Source organism: Nocardia sp. CA-128927, assembly GCF_050955855.1.
In the GTDB taxonomy this organism is placed as follows: Bacteria; Actinomycetota; Actinomycetes; order Mycobacteriales; family Mycobacteriaceae; genus Nocardia.
In genome coordinates this window covers 6,077,403-6,093,273 of the sequence record NZ_CP192087.1, presented here as the reverse complement: position 1 = coordinate 6,093,273, position 15,871 = coordinate 6,077,403, and the positions used below count along the sequence as shown (strand labels likewise).

Below are 15,871 nucleotides of genomic sequence, written 5' to 3'. Positions count from 1 at the left end.
GTGTGACGACCGTTCGTATTCGATCGTCACACCTATGACGAGCGCTGACCGGAGAAGGTAACAGGGCCATGTTCAGGATGTGGCAGGGGAGTGGCCGGGTGCTGAGTGGCCGGGCGCTGGGCCGCCAGCAGTCCTGCGGCGCCGAACTTTCGGACGAGTTCGGCGTCGGTGATGACTTCGAGGAACTTCGCTACCTGTACTGATTTGTCTCGCGCGTGCACGGTCAGTTCCCGGTGGATGGGGCGGGACAGCCGAATGATGGACAGTAGTCTTGGCGATCCGTGCAGTGCCATCCTCGGCACCAGTGCGACGCCGACGCCGTGTTCGACCAGACTCAGGGCGGTCGACACGTCCGGTGCGCGGATGGTGAATCGGATATGTACCCCGGCGCGGCCCGCCTCGCGCGAAAGGGTGTCGGTGAGATCGGAGTTCGAGCCGCAGCGGATCCATGGTGCCTGGACCAGTTGTTGCCATGAACCGTCGAAGTTGGTGCGTTGGCTGGGGTGGCAGACGACGACGAGTTCTTCCTCGCCGAAGCAGTGGACGAGCCGTGAGCTGGACTGTTCGAGTGGGCCGACGGCGAGGTCCAGTGCGCCTGCTTCGAGGGTTGCGTTCAGCTCGCGGAGATCGGTGAACGCTCGAACGTCGATGCTGTCGATATCGCGTTCGTTTCGCATTCGATAGATGAGTGGTGGCAGCAGTTTCTGGGCGATGGTGGGCGTCGTTCCGACGGTCATAGTGCCGTCGCCGAACGTCTGCCCCATGGCCACCGCCTGGCGGGCGGATTCGACGACATTCGATGCCTCGGCGAAGAACGCGGTGCCGAATGTGGTGAGTCTCGACCGGCGTGACTGCGGATCGAATAGCCTTCGGCCGAGTGAGGCCTCCAACGCGTCGATCTGTTGTGACATCGCGGATGGCGTTATTCCGAACCGCTTGGCGGCGGCCGATAGTGAACCCAGTTGTATCGCGCTGACAAAGTAGTCGAACTGTCGCAGTGTGATCGAGTTGGCAGTGAGCACAGGGTATTCAGACATCGGCAACCTTCGTGTCCAGCCGTCGGCCGTCTGTAGCGCCTTCGGTCAGCATTGAAAATATGTGTTATTCCGTCACCGAGTCATGGCACGCGCCAATCTGCACGGACCGGAAATCACCATTCTTCGGCGCACAGTTCGTTCGTCCTATGAATTTGGTGCGAGGAGTGCTCGAAAGGGTGGTCTTCCGGTTGTTCCGCCGGTTTGTGCAAGGAGTATCTACTAACGGTGATAGTTACGTCAAACCTGGCGTTACACTAAAATCATTTGTTGCGCAGGTCACTCTGACGCCTCGATTGCATTACTTGATTCGACCATCTCACCTGCGGGTTACTCGGTTTGTGAGGTATCGGCGCCAGTTGCTGAGGGTCCTTCTCATTGCTTCCACGTCCGTATTCCAGCGAGGTCGGAAGTGATTAAGCACAGCTAAATTGTGCAATGAAACAACCGAATTGTGCTTTGAAACAAGAGGGTAATCATCGAACCGCTGTGCGGCCGAGATCGGGTGCTGCACTCGCCGGATTCCGCGACAGGTGTCGGCGTTTGAATCCGGTGCGAAACCGGTAGCGGACTAACCGGCGGATCCGGGCTCGCCCAACCGTGGTGACTGGCGCCTTTTGACCGGTCAATCGTGCCGGTGCCAGGTGCGCTGGTGTTCGCGATGGGTCGACAGCACCGCGGTGTCGGTGAGCACGGTGTCGTAGAAGTCGAGATCGATGTGCTGCGCCTGGAGGTAGTTCATGATCCAGATGCTCGGTACGGTGCCGGGGAACTTGCCGAACGTTTCGTCGATGTAGGTCGCCTGCAGGGTGAGTAGTTCGCGGAACCGCCTGTCCCACGGCGCGCCCGCCGCGCGGACTCGGGGAGTGTCGGCGAACGGGCCCGGTGTTTCCGGGTGATAGGGCCCGCCGGGGCCGAATTTGCGCTCGGCCAAGGCATTTACGGCTTCAGCCATCGACCCGTAGCGCGGTCGGCAGTACGCCTCGAACACGCCGGGCAAACCGGTCGGGTTCGGCAGCGCCCAGCGGGGATCGGTGTCGTAGCGGAAGCCGAGCCCGGGAATGTCGGGGTGGCCGCTGGCGCCGAGCATGGTCAGCCGGTCGATGCCGTCGAAGCTCCATCCGCCCAAACCCATCGCGCCGAGCAGCAGGTGGCCGTTGTGCGTCGCCGCCATGAGCTCCGCGCTGGCTTCGGCCATCGAGTACTGCTCGACGAAGGACAGCGGTAGCGGCTCCGTGAAACGCAAACGGTCCCGGTACTTTTCGATGCCGGGGATCTCACGGTTGTGCACATCGTCGTAGATGGCGAAGCCGTTCTGGGTGAAGAAGGCGATATTGGCCAGCGTCTGCTGGGCGAGGTCGGCCACCGGGATCACCAGCAGCGAGCCCGGGTAGTTGGCGATCCAGGTGTTGTGGCCTTCGAGGTAGGGCTCCTCGCGTGGGATGTGGATGCGCTGATCGGACAGTTTCACCACGCGCGAGAGCAGCCGGTTGAGCTGGGTCTCGGTGGCACCGTCTCCTTCGGCGTAGACGTTGTCCGGCGTGGCATCGCGGGTCGGCAGGAAGTAGGTGCCCGTGTCGTCGGTGCAGAAGAACTCGCTGGTGTGGAAGCCAGCCGCCGAACCGAAGGCGCGGCCGGTGGGCGAGCCGGCGTAGTTCGGCGCCTCGGGCTGGTAGCCGGGGTGGTGGCTGATGCCGAAGTGCCAGCCGGTCCAGCCTGCGACGGTGTTGAGGACCAGTGCGCGCTCGAGATCGCTGAGCGGCTGCGGCTGGGACTTGCTGCGGAAGGCGAGCGGGCCCGCGGGGATCGCGCCGCCGACCGGGAAACGTCGGGAGCGACGCCCGTAAATCGCATCCAGGAGCGGGAATCGAGCCAGCTCCTGCAAGGCGGCATGATCGGCAGCGGTCAGCTCGAGCGGCGGAAGCCCTGATTCGCTTCCGCCGAATTCCGGACGCGGCAGCCCTTTATCGAAAGTCGACATACCACCACTCCTCGAGGCGAATACAAACTACTGTTCTCGACCTTATACCTGAATGTCATGTCGACGTTTGTGATTTAATGCACTCCGCATAGATTTTGTTTGCCGAAGGATGGGTACGTGTGTTCGGCTGAATTGTGGCTACCAATCCGATGGGGCAGACAAAGGAGGCGTCTCGCATGTTCGATCTGAATGGTAAATCGGTTGTGGTCACGGGGGCTACGAAAGGTATCGGCTACGGTATCGCCGAGGTATTCGCCGTCGCCGGGGCGAATGTCGCGGTGGTGGCCCGCACAGCCGAGGAGGTGGCGTCGGCGGCAGGCAAGCTCGACGCGTGCGGACCGGGCCGGACGTTGGGGGTGTGTGCCGACATCGCCGATCCCGAATCGTGCCGTGCGATGAGCGCCGAGGTCGTCGCGGCGTTCGGCGGTATCGATGTGCTGTGCTCGAATGCGGGGATCATGCCGCAGGCGCCGTTGGCGACCATGACGGCGGCGGATCTGGCCGCGGTGCTCGACGTCAATCTCGCTGGCACGATCTTCGCGGTGCAGGCGTGTCTGGCGCCGCTGACCGCCTGCGGCGCAGGCCGAATCGTGCTCACCTCGTCCATTACCGGACCGATCACCGGGTATCCGGGCTGGTCGCACTACGGCGCATCGAAGGCCGCGCAGCTAGGGTTCATGCGGACCGCGGCTCTCGAACTCGCGCCCCGCAAGATCACCATCAATGCGATTCTGCCCGGCAATATCCTTACCGAGGGACTGGCAGAGATGGGGGAGCAGTACCTGGCCGGTAGGGCTGCGGCCATTCCGGCAGGCACCCTCGGCTCGCCCGCCGACATCGGACATCTCGCGGCTTTCCTGGCCAGCTGGGAGGCCGGGTATATCACCGGTCAGGCCATTGCCGTCGACGGCGGGCAGACGCTGCCGGAATCGTTCGACGCAGTGCGACCCGCGGAATAGCCGAGGAATGTCGGCCGGCCCGGGAATCTTGTCGAAATCAGCGACAACTGCTGAATTCCATCGAATACCTGCGGCCATTTCGTTTTGCCTAACGACACATTGATGTGGAGATTGCCGAGTTCTACTATCTGATCGCTACTCCTCACGGGGGCGACGCGCAGGGATCGTATCGGGGTCGAACCCCATGCCGACCATGACCGTGCACAGGTGTGCGTGGTAGAGATCGTCCACGTTGGTGATGAGGCGCGGCAGATTGCCCCATAGCTCCGTGATCAGGAATCCGAGGATCGATGCCCACGCGTTGTTGCCGACGGCGGCCACCTTGCTGAGCTGCTGGGTGTCGGAATCGGTGATCGTTTCGGAACCGCTCATCGACAGCAGGTAGCGGCCGAGCTCGCCGAACTGCACCGGCTCGGGGATGAAGCAGCGGCGGAGGTCGGCGGCACCGGTCAGCACCGCGGTCGCGTAGACCCCGGCGAAGATGTGCATCGCCCGGGCGGCGGCGGGTCCGGTCGCCGATTCGACGGCGTGATGCCCGGGGATCGGCGTGCCGAAGATCAGCGCGAACTCCTCGGAGCTGGACAGCGCCCACTGGCGCGCCGCCTGGGCGATCGCCCACCACTGGGCTGTCGGATCGTCGTCGCGATGTTGCTCGTACGCCGCCTCGACGGCGTCACTCCAAGACGTATAAGCATCGACGCAGAGCGCATCGATCAGTGCCGATTGACTGTCGAAGTAGCGGTAGATAGCGGCCGAGGACATCCGCATATCGCGGGCGATGGCCCGCAACGACAACTCGCCCGCACCGCCGTCGGCCAGCTGTGCCCGGGCACGATCCTTGATCTCGGCGACCATATCCTGCCGTTTTTCCGCGCGGCGTGACAGCGGCGTCATCGGGTGACGGCCTCCTGTTTCTCTTTGATTCGGCTCCGGACGGACCTATTGACACTCTACGTCAGCGCTGCATACTCTGCGATCAGAGTACACTTTGTTATCGCCGATAACATTTGGCGAAGTTCGACAGGAGGCCCCCGTGAACGGCTCGAGCACCGCTGGATCGGCGACAAGTTTTCGCAAACGCACCTACAGCCTGTCGTCGATGGCGCGCGAAGCCCGCGTTCTCACTCGGCGTGGACGCACGGCGCGGACTGCCTGGCGACCTGATCGAGTCGAGCCGTTGCTACGCGAGCAGATGATGTTCGCCGTCTCGATGGTCAACGGCTGCACCTTCTGCGCGTATGTACACAACTCCTCGGCCTTGAGTGAAGGCGCCGAGCGGGCGCAACTCGCCGAACTCGTCGGCTTGGACCCGACGACCACCACCGACGATCGACTGATCGCCGTCGCGTGGGCGCAGAGCCGTGCGAGCGCGAACCTCGGTCCGGCCGCCGAATGGCTCGATGATGAACTGCGGGCACGGTATTCACCGCAGCAAGTGCAGGATTTCGACACGATCGTGCGCTTCATGACCCTGAACAACATCGCGGGTAACACCGCCGAGGCGCTGATCCGCCGGTTGCGTGGCAATCCCGTCGAAAGCAGCGGAGTGGCAGCCGAAATCGTGATCGGTGGCGGCTATCTCCTCGGCTCACTACCTACCGCGGTGATAACGGCGCTCCGGCAACGGCATTCGCCCGCCGCCGCGATCCGCGAGTTCCGCGCCCTGGACGGAGCGCAACGATGACTGAGACGATTTCGGCGTTCTGCGACGCCACCGAACAGGCGCGCATGATCGCGGACCGCGAGATCACCGCCGTCGCGCTGACCCGGCTCACCCTCGACCGAATCGCCGCTCTCGATCCGATCCTCAACGCGTTCACCTGCGTGCTCGGCGAGTCGGCGCTGAACGAGGCCGCCGCACTGGATGCCGAGTACGCCGCGACGGGGCGCACCCGCGGCCCGCTGCATGGCGTGCCCGTCGCGATCAAGGACGACAACGACGTCGCCGGGGTGATCACGACATTCGGCGGCAGCGCAACGTCGAAACCCGCGGCACGGGATGGCGAAGCGGTACGCAGGTTGCGCGCCGCCGGTGCGGTGATCATCGGCAAGACCACCCTGCCCGAATTCGGGGTGATGCCGTTCACCGAGTCGATCGCGTTCGGGGCAACGCGAAACCCCTGGGACCCGAGCCTGTCGGCGTCGGGATCCAGCGGCGGCAGCGCTGCCGCCGTCGCCTCGGGCATGGTCGCCGCGGCCATCGGCACCGACGGTGGCGGTTCGGTCCGATTGCCCGCCTCCTACTGCGGATTGGTCGGCCTCAAGCCGCAACGCGGACGGGTCTCCACCGCACCGACCGTGGATCTGTGGCGGATGCTGGGAACAATAGGTCCACTCACCCGTAGCGTCCGCGACTGCGCGTTGCTGTGCGATGTCATCGCGGGCCAGTCACCAACGGACAAGTGGACAACCCCGGCGCTGGCCTCCCCGCTGTCGGCGGCGATCGACGCCCCGTTCCGGCGGCTGCGCATCGCGATATCCGAGCGGCATCCAGGCCGGTACCCACACGCCGACGCGGAGACCCTCGCCGCCCTCCATGCCACCGCCGACGCGCTTCGCGAACTGGGCCACGTCGTCGAACCGGCTGAACCGCGCTATCCCGCCTTCGTTGCCGAATTCATTGTGCTGATGCTCGGTGGTGTCTCGGACGAAGCCACCCTGGTCGACCATCCGGAACTCATCGAGCCGCGCGTCCGGCAACTGCTCGGCGTAGGTAAGTTGTTCAGCGGCAACAAGATCGGCGCATGGGCCGAACGCCGGGCAGTGGCGAAGTCCGAGCAGATCAACAGATTCTTCGATTCCTACGATCTGCTCTTGACGCCCACCTCACCCACTCCGGCCGTCCCACACGGCGGAGCCCAGGGCAACATCGCCGCCGTCATGAACCGAGGTCGCGTGGTCTCCGCCTTCACCGCCGTCTGGAATATCGCCGGTAACCCTGTCGTCGCGCTGCCGACCGGATACTCGGCCGCGGGCCTGCCCCTGAGCGCCCAACTCGTCGGACCTGTCAACGGCGAACCCGCGATCATCGAGGTGGCCGCGCAGATCGAACGCGCACGCCCCTGGTCGCACCGGCGGCCGACGCCGAGGGTGGCCACATGACAAGCACAGGTGATAGTTGCGTTATCGCGCGGTGAGGATGAGGGCGCCGAGTAAAGCTAGGCCGAAAGCGGTCAAGACGGTAAGTGCCAGTGCCGGAAGCAGTCTCGGGCCGACGGCTCGTGCGATGAAGTAGCCCGCACCGGCACCGAGCGCTGCCAGGATCAGCCCCTCGCCTCTGACCAGGTAGAACACCGATGCCCCTGCCGCATTTCCCGCCTCTTCGACGCCCCGCGCATCGTCACCGAACGGAATCGGAAACCGATAGACGATCCCGACCAGGGCCGCCGCGATCGGTGCGGTCAGCACGGCGACGATCACACCCCACACCGCCACCGCCAACCGTGCGGGCACACTCGCCCGACCTTCCTCGATCTCCATGCATGCCCACTCTCTGCTCGCCGTAGCTGAATCGTAGAGTTGCTGATCCAGCGCAGGGTGTCGCAGGGGCAGGTGGTCAGGGTAGCGAGAGTTCGATGCTGAACCCCCGCTAACGGGAGATCAAGGGGCGGCAATGTGACTGCTTGCCCTGTCGCTGTCCGACGGGTCGCGGGCCTATTTGACGATGGTGCACTTGAGCGATTTGGACGCCTTCTGGCCGTTTTTGGCGGTGATCGTCACGCTGACCTCCGCGATCTTGCCGACCAGATCAGCGGTTGCGTTGAACTGGGTCTGCTGCGCGTCTGCGGGCCAGTCGTAGCCTTCGGGGTACGTGGGCAGCCAACTCGGCCAAGTCCAGGCATAGGTCGCGTCACTGGGCTGCACGGGCTGGTCGTTGTCGTCGATGGCAACCGCGCTGATCATGACGGGCCGACCTACGGCGAGTTCCGCCGTATCACCGTTGACGCCTGCACCACCGAGAAATTGGATCTGCATTCTTCGCTCCGTTCATCCTTGATGAGAGTGCCCTCACGCCGCCACAATGCAGCCGATCAGGTAACCGGCGAGTACCGGTGCTCTCGAAATGCCCGGCACCACTTCATGATCCACGCGACTCGCGCATCAAGTCCCGGTATCCGCAATCTTCGTCAGCGCAAGCGCGGACTCGCCTGGGCGACACGCCCTGCCGCGCTCACCTGCCTCGAGGATGAGTGGCGAAGGTGGCGCGGTACTCCTTGGGGGTCACGCCGACGATGCGGCGGAAGTGCTGGCGCAGTAGCGGTCCGGTGCTCATCCCTGTTGCGCGAGCGATCTGCTCGACGTCCAGAGTGGTGTCTTCGAGCAGGTGTTGTGCGTGCCGGATGCGTTGCAGGGTGAGCCAGCGGTGCGGGGTGGTGCCGGTTTCGGCGGTGAATCGGCGGAGCAGGGTGCGGGTCGACAGGTGGGCGCGGCGGGCCAGTTCGGCCGTGGTGTGTTCGACGGTCAGGTCGTCGAGGATCTCGTCCAGGACGGGTTGCAGGCTGGTGTCGGCGGTTTCGGGTACCGGCCGGTCGATGAACTGCCGTTGCCCGCCCTCTCGATGCGGTGCCACAACCATTCTGCGCGCGATCAGATTTGCTGCGGCCGAACCGATTTCGCGTCGGACCAGATGCAGGCTGGCGTCGATGCCCGCGGCGGTGCCCGCGCTGGTCACAATGGATCCGTCGTCGACGAACAGCACGTCGGGATCGACCTCCGCACGCGGAAATCGACGCCGGAAATCCTCGACGTAACGCCAATGGGTGGTGCACCGCCGGGCATCCAGCAAACCGGCGGCACCCAGTAGATAGGCGCCGCTGCACACCGACAACAGGGTCGTTCCCCGGGCGTGTGCGGCGCGCAGCGCGTCGAGGACGATCGGTGAATAGGTGCCACGCACCGCGGCCGCCGGGACTACTACGAGATCGGCATCGGTCAGGCCGGCCAAGCCGACCGTGGGAACAATCGCGAAACCTTGGTCGCAGCGCAGCGGTGCACCGGGGCGCTCACCGCAGACCCGGAAATCGAAGGACGGGCCGCCCTCCGCCGTGCGGTCCACGCCGAAAACCTCGCAGACCACACCGAGTTCGAACGGGGTGAAATCCTCGACCACAATCGCGGCGACCGTGTGCAGCATGGGGCTACGCTAATCTCGGCTTTCGATGGTCGGCGGCTGCGCCACGCGGTATTACCGCGGGTCGGTGACGGTTTCCGCGCGGTGATAGAGCTTGGCCACGATCATCCAACGGCCCTCGACCAGCAGTAGATTCAGGAAATCGACCATGATGTTGTCGTTGAGCCGCAGCCGCACTTTGGCCATCGCCATCTCCGGCGAGAGCATATCGATCCCGAGCACGAAGTCGTCGCGCGGCGCGTTGTTCTGCTGTGGCGACTGCCGGGACTGCATGAGCGCGCGGTACTCCTCGCGCGGACGCACTACGACAACACCGTCCTGGGCGGAGTAGAGCACCGCCGCAGGGTGGAATACCCGGTCGAATAGGCCCATGTCCTGGGTGTAGAGCAGATCGAAGTAATCGTGGAGTAGCTCCTCGATCCCGACGGCGGTGCGGGTCGCGTCCGTGGTGGTCACGTCAGATCTCCTCTTGGTTGCCGACGACGATTACGGCAAGTTTTCAGCAATCGCATTGGCGGCACCAGCAGAGAAAACGTCGATCGCCGACAAGAAAACGCCATGCCCTGAGCATTCGAATGCCAGCGGCTTCGGCAAAGCTGCCTGCCGAGGGCGGCGTTGATTCGGCGTGCAGTAAGCTCTCGCAACTAGAGGTTTCTCCTCCGTTTACGGCTCTCTATCGATCTCCCAGCCCTACCCGTGCGGTAGGTGGATAGAGGACGTCCGGGGGAGCTGTTCGCAGGCAAAGCGGGCCGCGAAGGTGCTGTACACGGGCCCTGAACTCAGCACAATCCGGTTACCTCTAGGAGAACTCAGTCGTGTCCGTGTACCTCTACAAGTGGGGCAAGTTCGCGTTCCGCCGCAAATGGATAGTGCTGCCGCTGTGGCTCTTGTTCCTCGGCGTGCTCGGCACCGCGGGCAGCTTGCTGAGCAAATCGATGAGCGACGAGTTCAGCATGCCGTCGCTGCCGTCGGAACGCGCCACCGAAATCCTGGACAAGCAATTCCCAGGCATGTCCGATCAGTTCGCCATCGATGCCGTCAGCGGTGCCTACGTGATCAAGGCGCCCGACGGTACGAAGCTGACCGATGCGAAGAACAGCGCCGCCATCGACGCGCTGATCGCCGGCCTGAAGACACTGGCGGTCGACGACGGCAAACACAAGCTCGTCACCGAGAAAGCCGCTGCGGCACTGAAGAACCCGGTCGAGGCGACCAAGGCGATGGGGTGCCTGACCGCCGCCGACCCGGCCGTGTGTTCCGGCGCGCCGCTCAATGTGCTGAGCAAGGACGCCCCGGCCACCGTCGCCGTGCTCTCGGTGCCGTTCGACATCGCCTCGGCGATGGACATCACCGACGACGAGCGGCGCGCGGCCTACGACGTGGCCGGGCCCGCCCGTGAGCAGGGATTGACCGTCGAGATCAGCGGGCCCATCGAGCAGAAACAGGAGCAGCCCAGCGGCCACGCCGAGATGATCGGCATGGGTGTGGCGCTGGTCGTCATGGTGGTCGCCTTCGGCGCGATCGTGGCAGCGTTCGTGCCGATCATCACGGCCATCGTCGGCCTGAGTGCCGCGATGATGGCGATTTCGCTGAGCACCTCGATCATCGAAGTTCCAAGCTTCACAACGTTTCTGGCATCGATGATCGGTATCGCGTTGTCCATCGACTACGCGCTGTTCATCGTCTCCCGCTACAAACACGAACTGCATGTCGCGGACAGTCCCGAAGAGGCCGCGGGCATCTCGGTCGGCACGGCCGGATCCGCGGTGGTGTTCGCCGGTCTCACCGTCATCGTCGCCCTGGGTGCGCTGAGCATCGTCGGGGTGAACTTCCTGACGTTCATGGGCCTCGGTGGCGCCGTCGCGGCCTTCTTCGCCGTGCTCACTGCCATCACCCTGATGCCTGCTCTGCTAGGCGTTTTCGGCCGTTTTCTGTTCAAGCCGAAGCTGCCGCTGGTCGCCCGGCACGACCCGGAAGACGACACCTCCGTCACCAACGGCATGCGAGTGGGCCGCCTGATCGGCAAGCGACCATGGATCGCACTGGCCATTGCCGTTGCCGCACTTGCCGCATTGGCCACTCCGGCGCTCGACCTGCAGTTGGGACTGCCGGGTGAGGACAGCTTCCCGGCGGAGTCCACGGTCCGGCAGGCTTATGACATCCGCACGGCGGGTTTCGGCGAAGGCAGCAACGGCGTCCTGACCGTGGCCGCCGACCTGGCGAACGTGCCGGAAGGCGAGCGGGAAGCCGCGGTCACCGCGCTGCGCGACCGGCTCGCCGCGTTCCCGGAGATGGACTACGTCACCAAGCCGCAGCTCAGTACGAACGGGCTCGGCGTAATGCTCAGCGGTGTCCCGAGATCGGGGCCGAACAACCAGGCCACCAAGGATCTGGTGCGCGACGCCCGCGATGCCGAAAGCGCACTGACCGAGCGATACGGCATCGAGTACGGCATCACCGGCACCACGGCCATCTACGCCGACATGGACCACGTGCTGCTCGGCAAGATCGTCCCGTACCTGGCGATCGTGGCCGGAGCGGCCTTCGTGCTGTTGATCTTGGTGTTCCGGTCCATCCTGGTCCCGCTCACCGCGGCGCTCGGGTTTCTGCTGTCCATGGCGGCCACCTTCGGTGCCACCGTATTGATCTTCCAGGAAGGCACTTTCGGCCTGATCGCCGATCCGCACCCGATCATCAGCTTCCTGCCGATCATGTTGATCGGGTTGGTGTTCGGGCTCGCCATGGATTACCAGGTGTTCCTGGTGACCCGCATGCGCGAGGAATACGTGCACGGCAAGTCGCCGAAGGAAGCGATGATCGCCGGTTACCACCACGGGGCGCGGGTGGTCACCTCGGCGGCGATCATCATGATCTCGGTGTTCGGCTCGTTCCTGCTGGAATCCGATGTCACCGCCAAGTCCATGGGCTTCGCGCTGGCCTGCGGTGTCGCCATCGATGCCTTCGTGGTGCGCATGGTGCTGGTTCCGGCTCTGCTGGCGATCATGGGTAAGGGGGCCTGGTGGATTCCGAAGTGGCTCGACCGTGTGCTGCCGGATATCGATGTCGAGGGCTCGAAGTTGCGAAAGTTGCACCAGCCGGAGGTCGATCATGCCGAGCCGGATCCCATTGTCGCCGAACCGGTGCCGGTGCCTGTCGCGGCTGGTATCTCACACGCGGCCACGAACAACATTGGGATGCAACGGTTGTCGGGCGTGGCCAGCGAGCCGATCGTCGCCGCAACGGGCGACCGGACGATCGGTGGCAGGATCGGCCGTGCCAACGGGCGCGCGGTACCGGACGCGGTGCTGACACTGATCGACCAACGGGGACATCAGGTTTCGCGTGCGACGGGTGGTAGTGACGGTACCTACAGCATCGAGTCACCCACGCCGGGAGCCTATGTCCTGATTGTCTCGGCGAGCGGTCACCAACCGGCCGCACTGAATGTCACTGCCGTGGACGGTTTCACGCAGCATGTCGACATCACGCTGCAAGGCGACGGCGAGTTGATGGGTGTGGTGCGCACGGCAGCACGCGAGCCGGTGGCAGGTGCCACGGTCACCGTTACCGACCTGGGTGGTGAGGTCGTGGGTGCCGCCGTGACGGCGACGGACGGCGCGTACTCCTGTACCGGCGTGCTGGCGGGAACCTACACACTGGTGGCGGTCGCCGAACGAATGCGACCTACCGCGACGACCCTGACCGTGCCGGACACCGGCCGCTTCCGTTTCGACATCGAGCTGGCGCCGATGGCAATGCTGTGGGGAACGGTCCGTGCCGACGGCCGAGCGGTGCACGGCGCCCTGGTCACCGTGCTCGACTGGTCGGGTGCGGCCGTCGGTACCGCCCGGACCGACGCGGACGGGCGGTACGCGGTGGCCGACCTGCCCGAAGGCGAGTACACCGTCGTGACTCGCGGCTATCCGCTGGTGACCGGCCAGGTGACCATCACCGGCAGCGAAGTCGACCACGACGTCCGGCTCGGCTTCGACATCGACGAATTCGCGGAGCTGTCATGAGGTTTCACTCGTCCGGCGGCGACAGGATCTCGACGTATCCGTCCGTGCCGTTCACTCGGATGCGTCGCCCGTCGCGGATCAGCTCGGTGGCGTGCTCCACGCCGACGACGGCGGGCAGTCCGTACTCGCGGGCGATCACCGCGCCGTGGGTCATCAGGCCGCCGACTTCGGTCACCAGACCGGCGATCGCGACGAATAGTGGGGTCCAGCTCGGATCGGTGTAGGCGGTGACCAGGATGTCGCCCGCTTCGAGGTCGGCCTGCGCGATGTCGGACACGACGCGGGCGCGACCCTCGATGGTCCCGGCGGACACCGCCATGCCGGGCAGTGCACCCGCGGGCAGGTCCGCGCGCCGATACGCTCCGGTGAGGGCCTCGCCGTCGGAGGTGAGCACCCGTGGCGGGGTGAGTGCCTGATACGTACAGAACGCCTCCTTGCGTTCGTCGATGAGTTCCGCACTGGCGCTTTGTGTTCGGACCACCTCGCTGAGTTCGTCGAACCTGAGGTAGAAGATGTCTTCGGGCTCACGAAGAACGCCCGCCGCGACCAGCCGTTCGGCTTCACGCAGCAGGGCCTGCTTGTAGACGAAGTAGCGGCTGACCATGCGGTACTTCGGATACTCGCGATACCCGGAGAACATGCGGACGCGGTCGATCATCCGTTCGGTCTCTTCGGCCTTTCGCGCCCCGTCGGGCAGGGCGCGCAAGCGTTGCAGGAGTTGCTCTTTCGTCTGCTCGGCGTCGCGAAGGCCGTCCGCGAAGCGCTGCCTGCCCGCGCCGGGCCCGAAGTTCTTGATATTGCCGAGGATGGTCGGCACGAGGGTGGTGGGGCTTTCGCTCCAGCGTGGCCTGGTGATGTCGATCTCGCCGGCGCAGCGCATGCCGTACTTGTCGAGGAAGGCCTCGATCGCGGCGCGTGCCTCATGGCCGCCGGGGTATTCGGACAGCTTGTCCAAGAAGGTGTTTCCCGCCGGTCCTGTCTGCTCGACCTGTTGCAGGTAGGCCACGACCTCCGGATGTGGGCGGATCACATCGGCGACGTCCAGCAATGCCAGGCCCATCTCCGATGTCACGTTTCCGGGAACCGACTGGGTGAGTGCGTCGGCGGCGTTCTTCTCGCCCAGCCATTCCTGCAGGCGATCGTTGAGCCAGAACGAGTCGTCCATCGCGGCCGTGATCACCTGTAAACCCCGCGGGGTGAACAGGACTCGCTGCAGCTCCTGGATATCGGTCCGGATGAAGTCGAGCAGACTCGGCCCTGACTTGGTCTGGATGTCGCGTTGCAAGGCGGTGAGGGAGGCTTCGCTGTTGGCGATCAGCTCGGTGACGATGTCGGGGTCGTTCTCGATGGGCGCGGGTGCCGCGGGCGGTGCGCTGGCCGAAACCTGTTCCGGCACTTGATGAATGAAGTCGCCGCGGTCGATCACGGTTTGCAGCGCGTCCCCGATCAAAGGATCGGACTTGCCGAGCGCCGCGACCAGACCGGCGCTGGTTTTCGGCGACGACATCGCCTTGGTGACATCCACGAACAACCGCCCGCCCGCGTCGCGCATCGGCGCCCGGCTCGTGAGCTGCCACAGCGAGATCCCCAACGGCTTCATCGCATCGGTCATCATCTGCTGATGGCCGACCGAAACGTAGACGTGGTTTTCCTCGTCGGCCGCAAGGGGAATCGGGAACAGCGTGGTGATCGGCCTGCTCTGCACGATGCGGATGTCGTCGCCGTCGAGGCACCATTCGATGTCCTGCGGGCTGCCGAAATGGGTTTCGATGCGGCGGCCGAGCTGCGCGAGCCGGAGCACCTCGGCATCGGTTAGCACCGGTTCGTTGCGGCGCTCCTCGGCGATCTCCTGCACCTGCGTTCCGCCGGTCGGCGCCGGTTCGACGGAGAGCTTCTTGGTGGCGATCGTCCGGCCGATGACGTTGCCGTCGCGAACCCGATAGACGTCGGCGTTGACCAGGCCGGAAACGAGGGCCTCGCCGAGGCCGAAGCCCGCGTCGATGGAAACGACGGTCCAGTCGGAGGTGAGGGGGTCGGCGGTGACCAGGATGCCCGCGGCGCGCGGGAACACCATCCGCTGCACCACCACCGCCATCTGAATTGCCTTGTGGCCGAAATCGTTTCGCAGGCGGTAGGTGACGGCCCGCTCGGTGAACAGTGAGCCCCAGCACCGGCTGACGTGTTCGAGGATGGCCGCGGATCCCACGATGTTCAGATAGGTGTCCTGCTGGCCCGCGAAGGATGCGGTCGGCAGATCCTCGGCGGTGGCACTGGAGCGGACGGCGTAGGCGCCATCGGCACCGAGTCGGGCGTGCGCGTCGATGATCTCGGCCGCCACATCATCGGGAAGGACGAATTCTTCGATCGCGCAACGGATTTGCTCGCTCAGTGCCTGAATCGCCGCGCGATCGTCCGGTTCGAGGCGCGACAGCTCGTCGAGCCGATCCTCGATCGATGGAGCGTCCCCCACGGTCCGCGCAAAGGCATCCGTCGTCACGCAGAACCCGTCCGGCACCTCGACACCCTCGATCCGCGACAGCTCACCGAGGTTCGCATCCTTGCCGCCGACGATCGCGACCTGCGTCCGGTCGATCTCCCCGAAGCCGAGCACATAGGTCATCCCGCTACTCCTCACCATAGATCGGAGCCTATGCCGGTTCATGTCCGGTTTGCCTCTTTGTCATCTTTACGGCATCTTTACAGGTGGTGCGCCGGGAAGTCTGGTCGGCAACCCGGCCTGCGGTTGC

At 64.8% G+C, this 15,871-nt stretch carries 12 protein-coding genes and 1 pseudogene; 5 read left to right on the top strand and 8 right to left on the bottom strand.

Going from position 1 to position 15,871, the window contains the following annotated elements; translation table 11 throughout:
- Positions 1-32: 32 nt before the first annotated feature.
- Together ACQPW1_RS28520 and ACQPW1_RS28515 are read right to left on the bottom strand one after the other, a co-directional pair.
- Positions 33-1,037 (bottom strand): LysR family transcriptional regulator, encoded by a 1,005-nt coding sequence (locus tag ACQPW1_RS28520; RefSeq protein ID WP_433654730.1) that lies wholly within the window; start codon positions 1,035-1,037, stop codon positions 33-35.
- Between the two features lie 622 nt (positions 1,038-1,659).
- On the bottom strand, positions 1,660-3,015 hold the full coding sequence (locus ACQPW1_RS28515; protein WP_433654728.1) for a hypothetical protein: 1,356 nt from the start codon (positions 3,013-3,015) through the stop codon (positions 1,660-1,662).
- A gap of 176 nt (positions 3,016-3,191) precedes the next feature.
- Here ACQPW1_RS28515 and fabG point away from each other — a divergent pair, with 176 nt between their 5' ends.
- On the top strand, positions 3,192-3,974 hold the full coding sequence (gene fabG, locus ACQPW1_RS28510) for a 3-oxoacyl-ACP reductase FabG (protein WP_433654726.1): 783 nt from the start codon (positions 3,192-3,194) through the stop codon (positions 3,972-3,974).
- A gap of 135 nt (positions 3,975-4,109) precedes the next feature.
- On the opposite strand, the gene ACQPW1_RS28505 is transcribed toward fabG, so the two are convergent.
- On the bottom strand, positions 4,110-4,868 hold the full coding sequence (locus ACQPW1_RS28505) for a TetR/AcrR family transcriptional regulator (RefSeq protein WP_433654724.1): 759 nt from the start codon (positions 4,866-4,868) through the stop codon (positions 4,110-4,112).
- A 139-nt stretch (positions 4,869-5,007) separates the two neighbouring features.
- On the opposite strand from ACQPW1_RS28505, the gene ACQPW1_RS28500 reads away from it, so the two are divergent.
- A complete protein-coding gene (locus ACQPW1_RS28500) occupies positions 5,008-5,658 on the top strand; it encodes a carboxymuconolactone decarboxylase family protein (protein ID WP_433654722.1) in 651 nt (216 codons plus the stop codon).
- Entirely contained in the window at positions 5,655-7,076 is a 1,422-nt protein-coding gene (locus ACQPW1_RS28495) for an amidase family protein (protein ID WP_433654720.1), read from the top strand. The genes ACQPW1_RS28500 and ACQPW1_RS28495 overlap by 4 nt, the downstream gene beginning before the upstream one ends.
- 21 nt (positions 7,077-7,097) lie before the next feature.
- On the opposite strand, the gene ACQPW1_RS28490 is transcribed toward ACQPW1_RS28495, so the two are convergent.
- The 4 genes from ACQPW1_RS28490 to ACQPW1_RS28475 form a co-directional block, all read right to left on the bottom strand.
- Complete coding sequence (locus tag ACQPW1_RS28490) at positions 7,098-7,454, bottom strand: hypothetical protein (protein ID WP_433654718.1); 357 nt, start codon at positions 7,452-7,454, stop codon at positions 7,098-7,100.
- Between the two features lie 174 nt (positions 7,455-7,628).
- Positions 7,629-7,949, bottom strand: a complete 321-nt coding sequence (locus tag ACQPW1_RS28485) for a hypothetical protein (RefSeq protein WP_433654717.1) — start codon at positions 7,947-7,949, stop codon at positions 7,629-7,631.
- A gap of 196 nt (positions 7,950-8,145) precedes the next feature.
- Positions 8,146-9,108: a GlxA family transcriptional regulator gene (locus ACQPW1_RS28480; protein WP_433654715.1), complete on the bottom strand. Its 963-nt coding sequence runs from the start codon at positions 9,106-9,108 to the stop codon at positions 8,146-8,148.
- Positions 9,109-9,159: 51 nt separating this feature from the next.
- Entirely contained in the window at positions 9,160-9,561 is a 402-nt protein-coding gene (locus ACQPW1_RS28475) for a nuclear transport factor 2 family protein (RefSeq protein WP_433654713.1), read from the bottom strand.
- Between the two features lie 359 nt (positions 9,562-9,920).
- Between ACQPW1_RS28475 and ACQPW1_RS28470 the strand changes: the two are divergent.
- Positions 9,921-12,212 (top strand): annotated as a pseudogene (locus ACQPW1_RS28470) (MMPL family transporter); the annotation flags it as partial.
- An 87-nt stretch (positions 12,213-12,299) separates the two neighbouring features.
- On the top strand, positions 12,300-13,124 hold the full coding sequence (locus ACQPW1_RS28465; RefSeq protein ID WP_433665357.1) for an MSCRAMM family protein: 825 nt from the start codon (positions 12,300-12,302) through the stop codon (positions 13,122-13,124).
- A gap of 4 nt (positions 13,125-13,128) precedes the next feature.
- Here the strand turns inward: ACQPW1_RS28465 and rph are convergent, their stop codons facing one another.
- Positions 13,129-15,762 carry a rifamycin-inactivating phosphotransferase gene (rph, locus tag ACQPW1_RS28460; protein ID WP_433654711.1) on the bottom strand — a complete coding sequence of 878 codons (2,634 nt, stop codon included), beginning with the start codon at positions 15,760-15,762 and terminating at the stop codon, positions 13,129-13,131.
- Positions 15,763-15,871 lie beyond the last annotated feature (109 nt).

Coding starts and splice junctions, on each gene's coding strand:
- ACQPW1_RS28520 (WP_433654730.1), bottom strand. CDS start 1,037: ATGTCTGAATACCCTGTGCTCACTGCCAACTCGATCACACTGCGACAG.
- ACQPW1_RS28515 (WP_433654728.1), bottom strand. CDS start 3,015: ATGTCGACTTTCGATAAAGGGCTGCCGCGTCCGGAATTCGGCGGAAGC.
- fabG (WP_433654726.1), top strand. CDS start 3,192: ATGTTCGATCTGAATGGTAAATCGGTTGTGGTCACGGGGGCTACGAAA.
- ACQPW1_RS28505 (WP_433654724.1), bottom strand. CDS start 4,868: ATGACGCCGCTGTCACGCCGCGCGGAAAAACGGCAGGATATGGTCGCC.
- ACQPW1_RS28495 (WP_433654720.1), top strand. CDS start 5,655: ATGACTGAGACGATTTCGGCGTTCTGCGACGCCACCGAACAGGCGCGC.
- ACQPW1_RS28490 (WP_433654718.1), bottom strand. CDS start 7,454: ATGGAGATCGAGGAAGGTCGGGCGAGTGTGCCCGCACGGTTGGCGGTG.
- ACQPW1_RS28485 (WP_433654717.1), bottom strand. CDS start 7,949: ATGCAGATCCAATTTCTCGGTGGTGCAGGCGTCAACGGTGATACGGCG.
- ACQPW1_RS28480 (WP_433654715.1), bottom strand. CDS start 9,108: ATGCTGCACACGGTCGCCGCGATTGTGGTCGAGGATTTCACCCCGTTC.
- ACQPW1_RS28465 (WP_433665357.1), top strand. CDS start 12,300: ATGCAACGGTTGTCGGGCGTGGCCAGCGAGCCGATCGTCGCCGCAACG.
- rph (WP_433654711.1), bottom strand. CDS start 15,762: ATGGTGAGGAGTAGCGGGATGACCTATGTGCTCGGCTTCGGGGAGATC.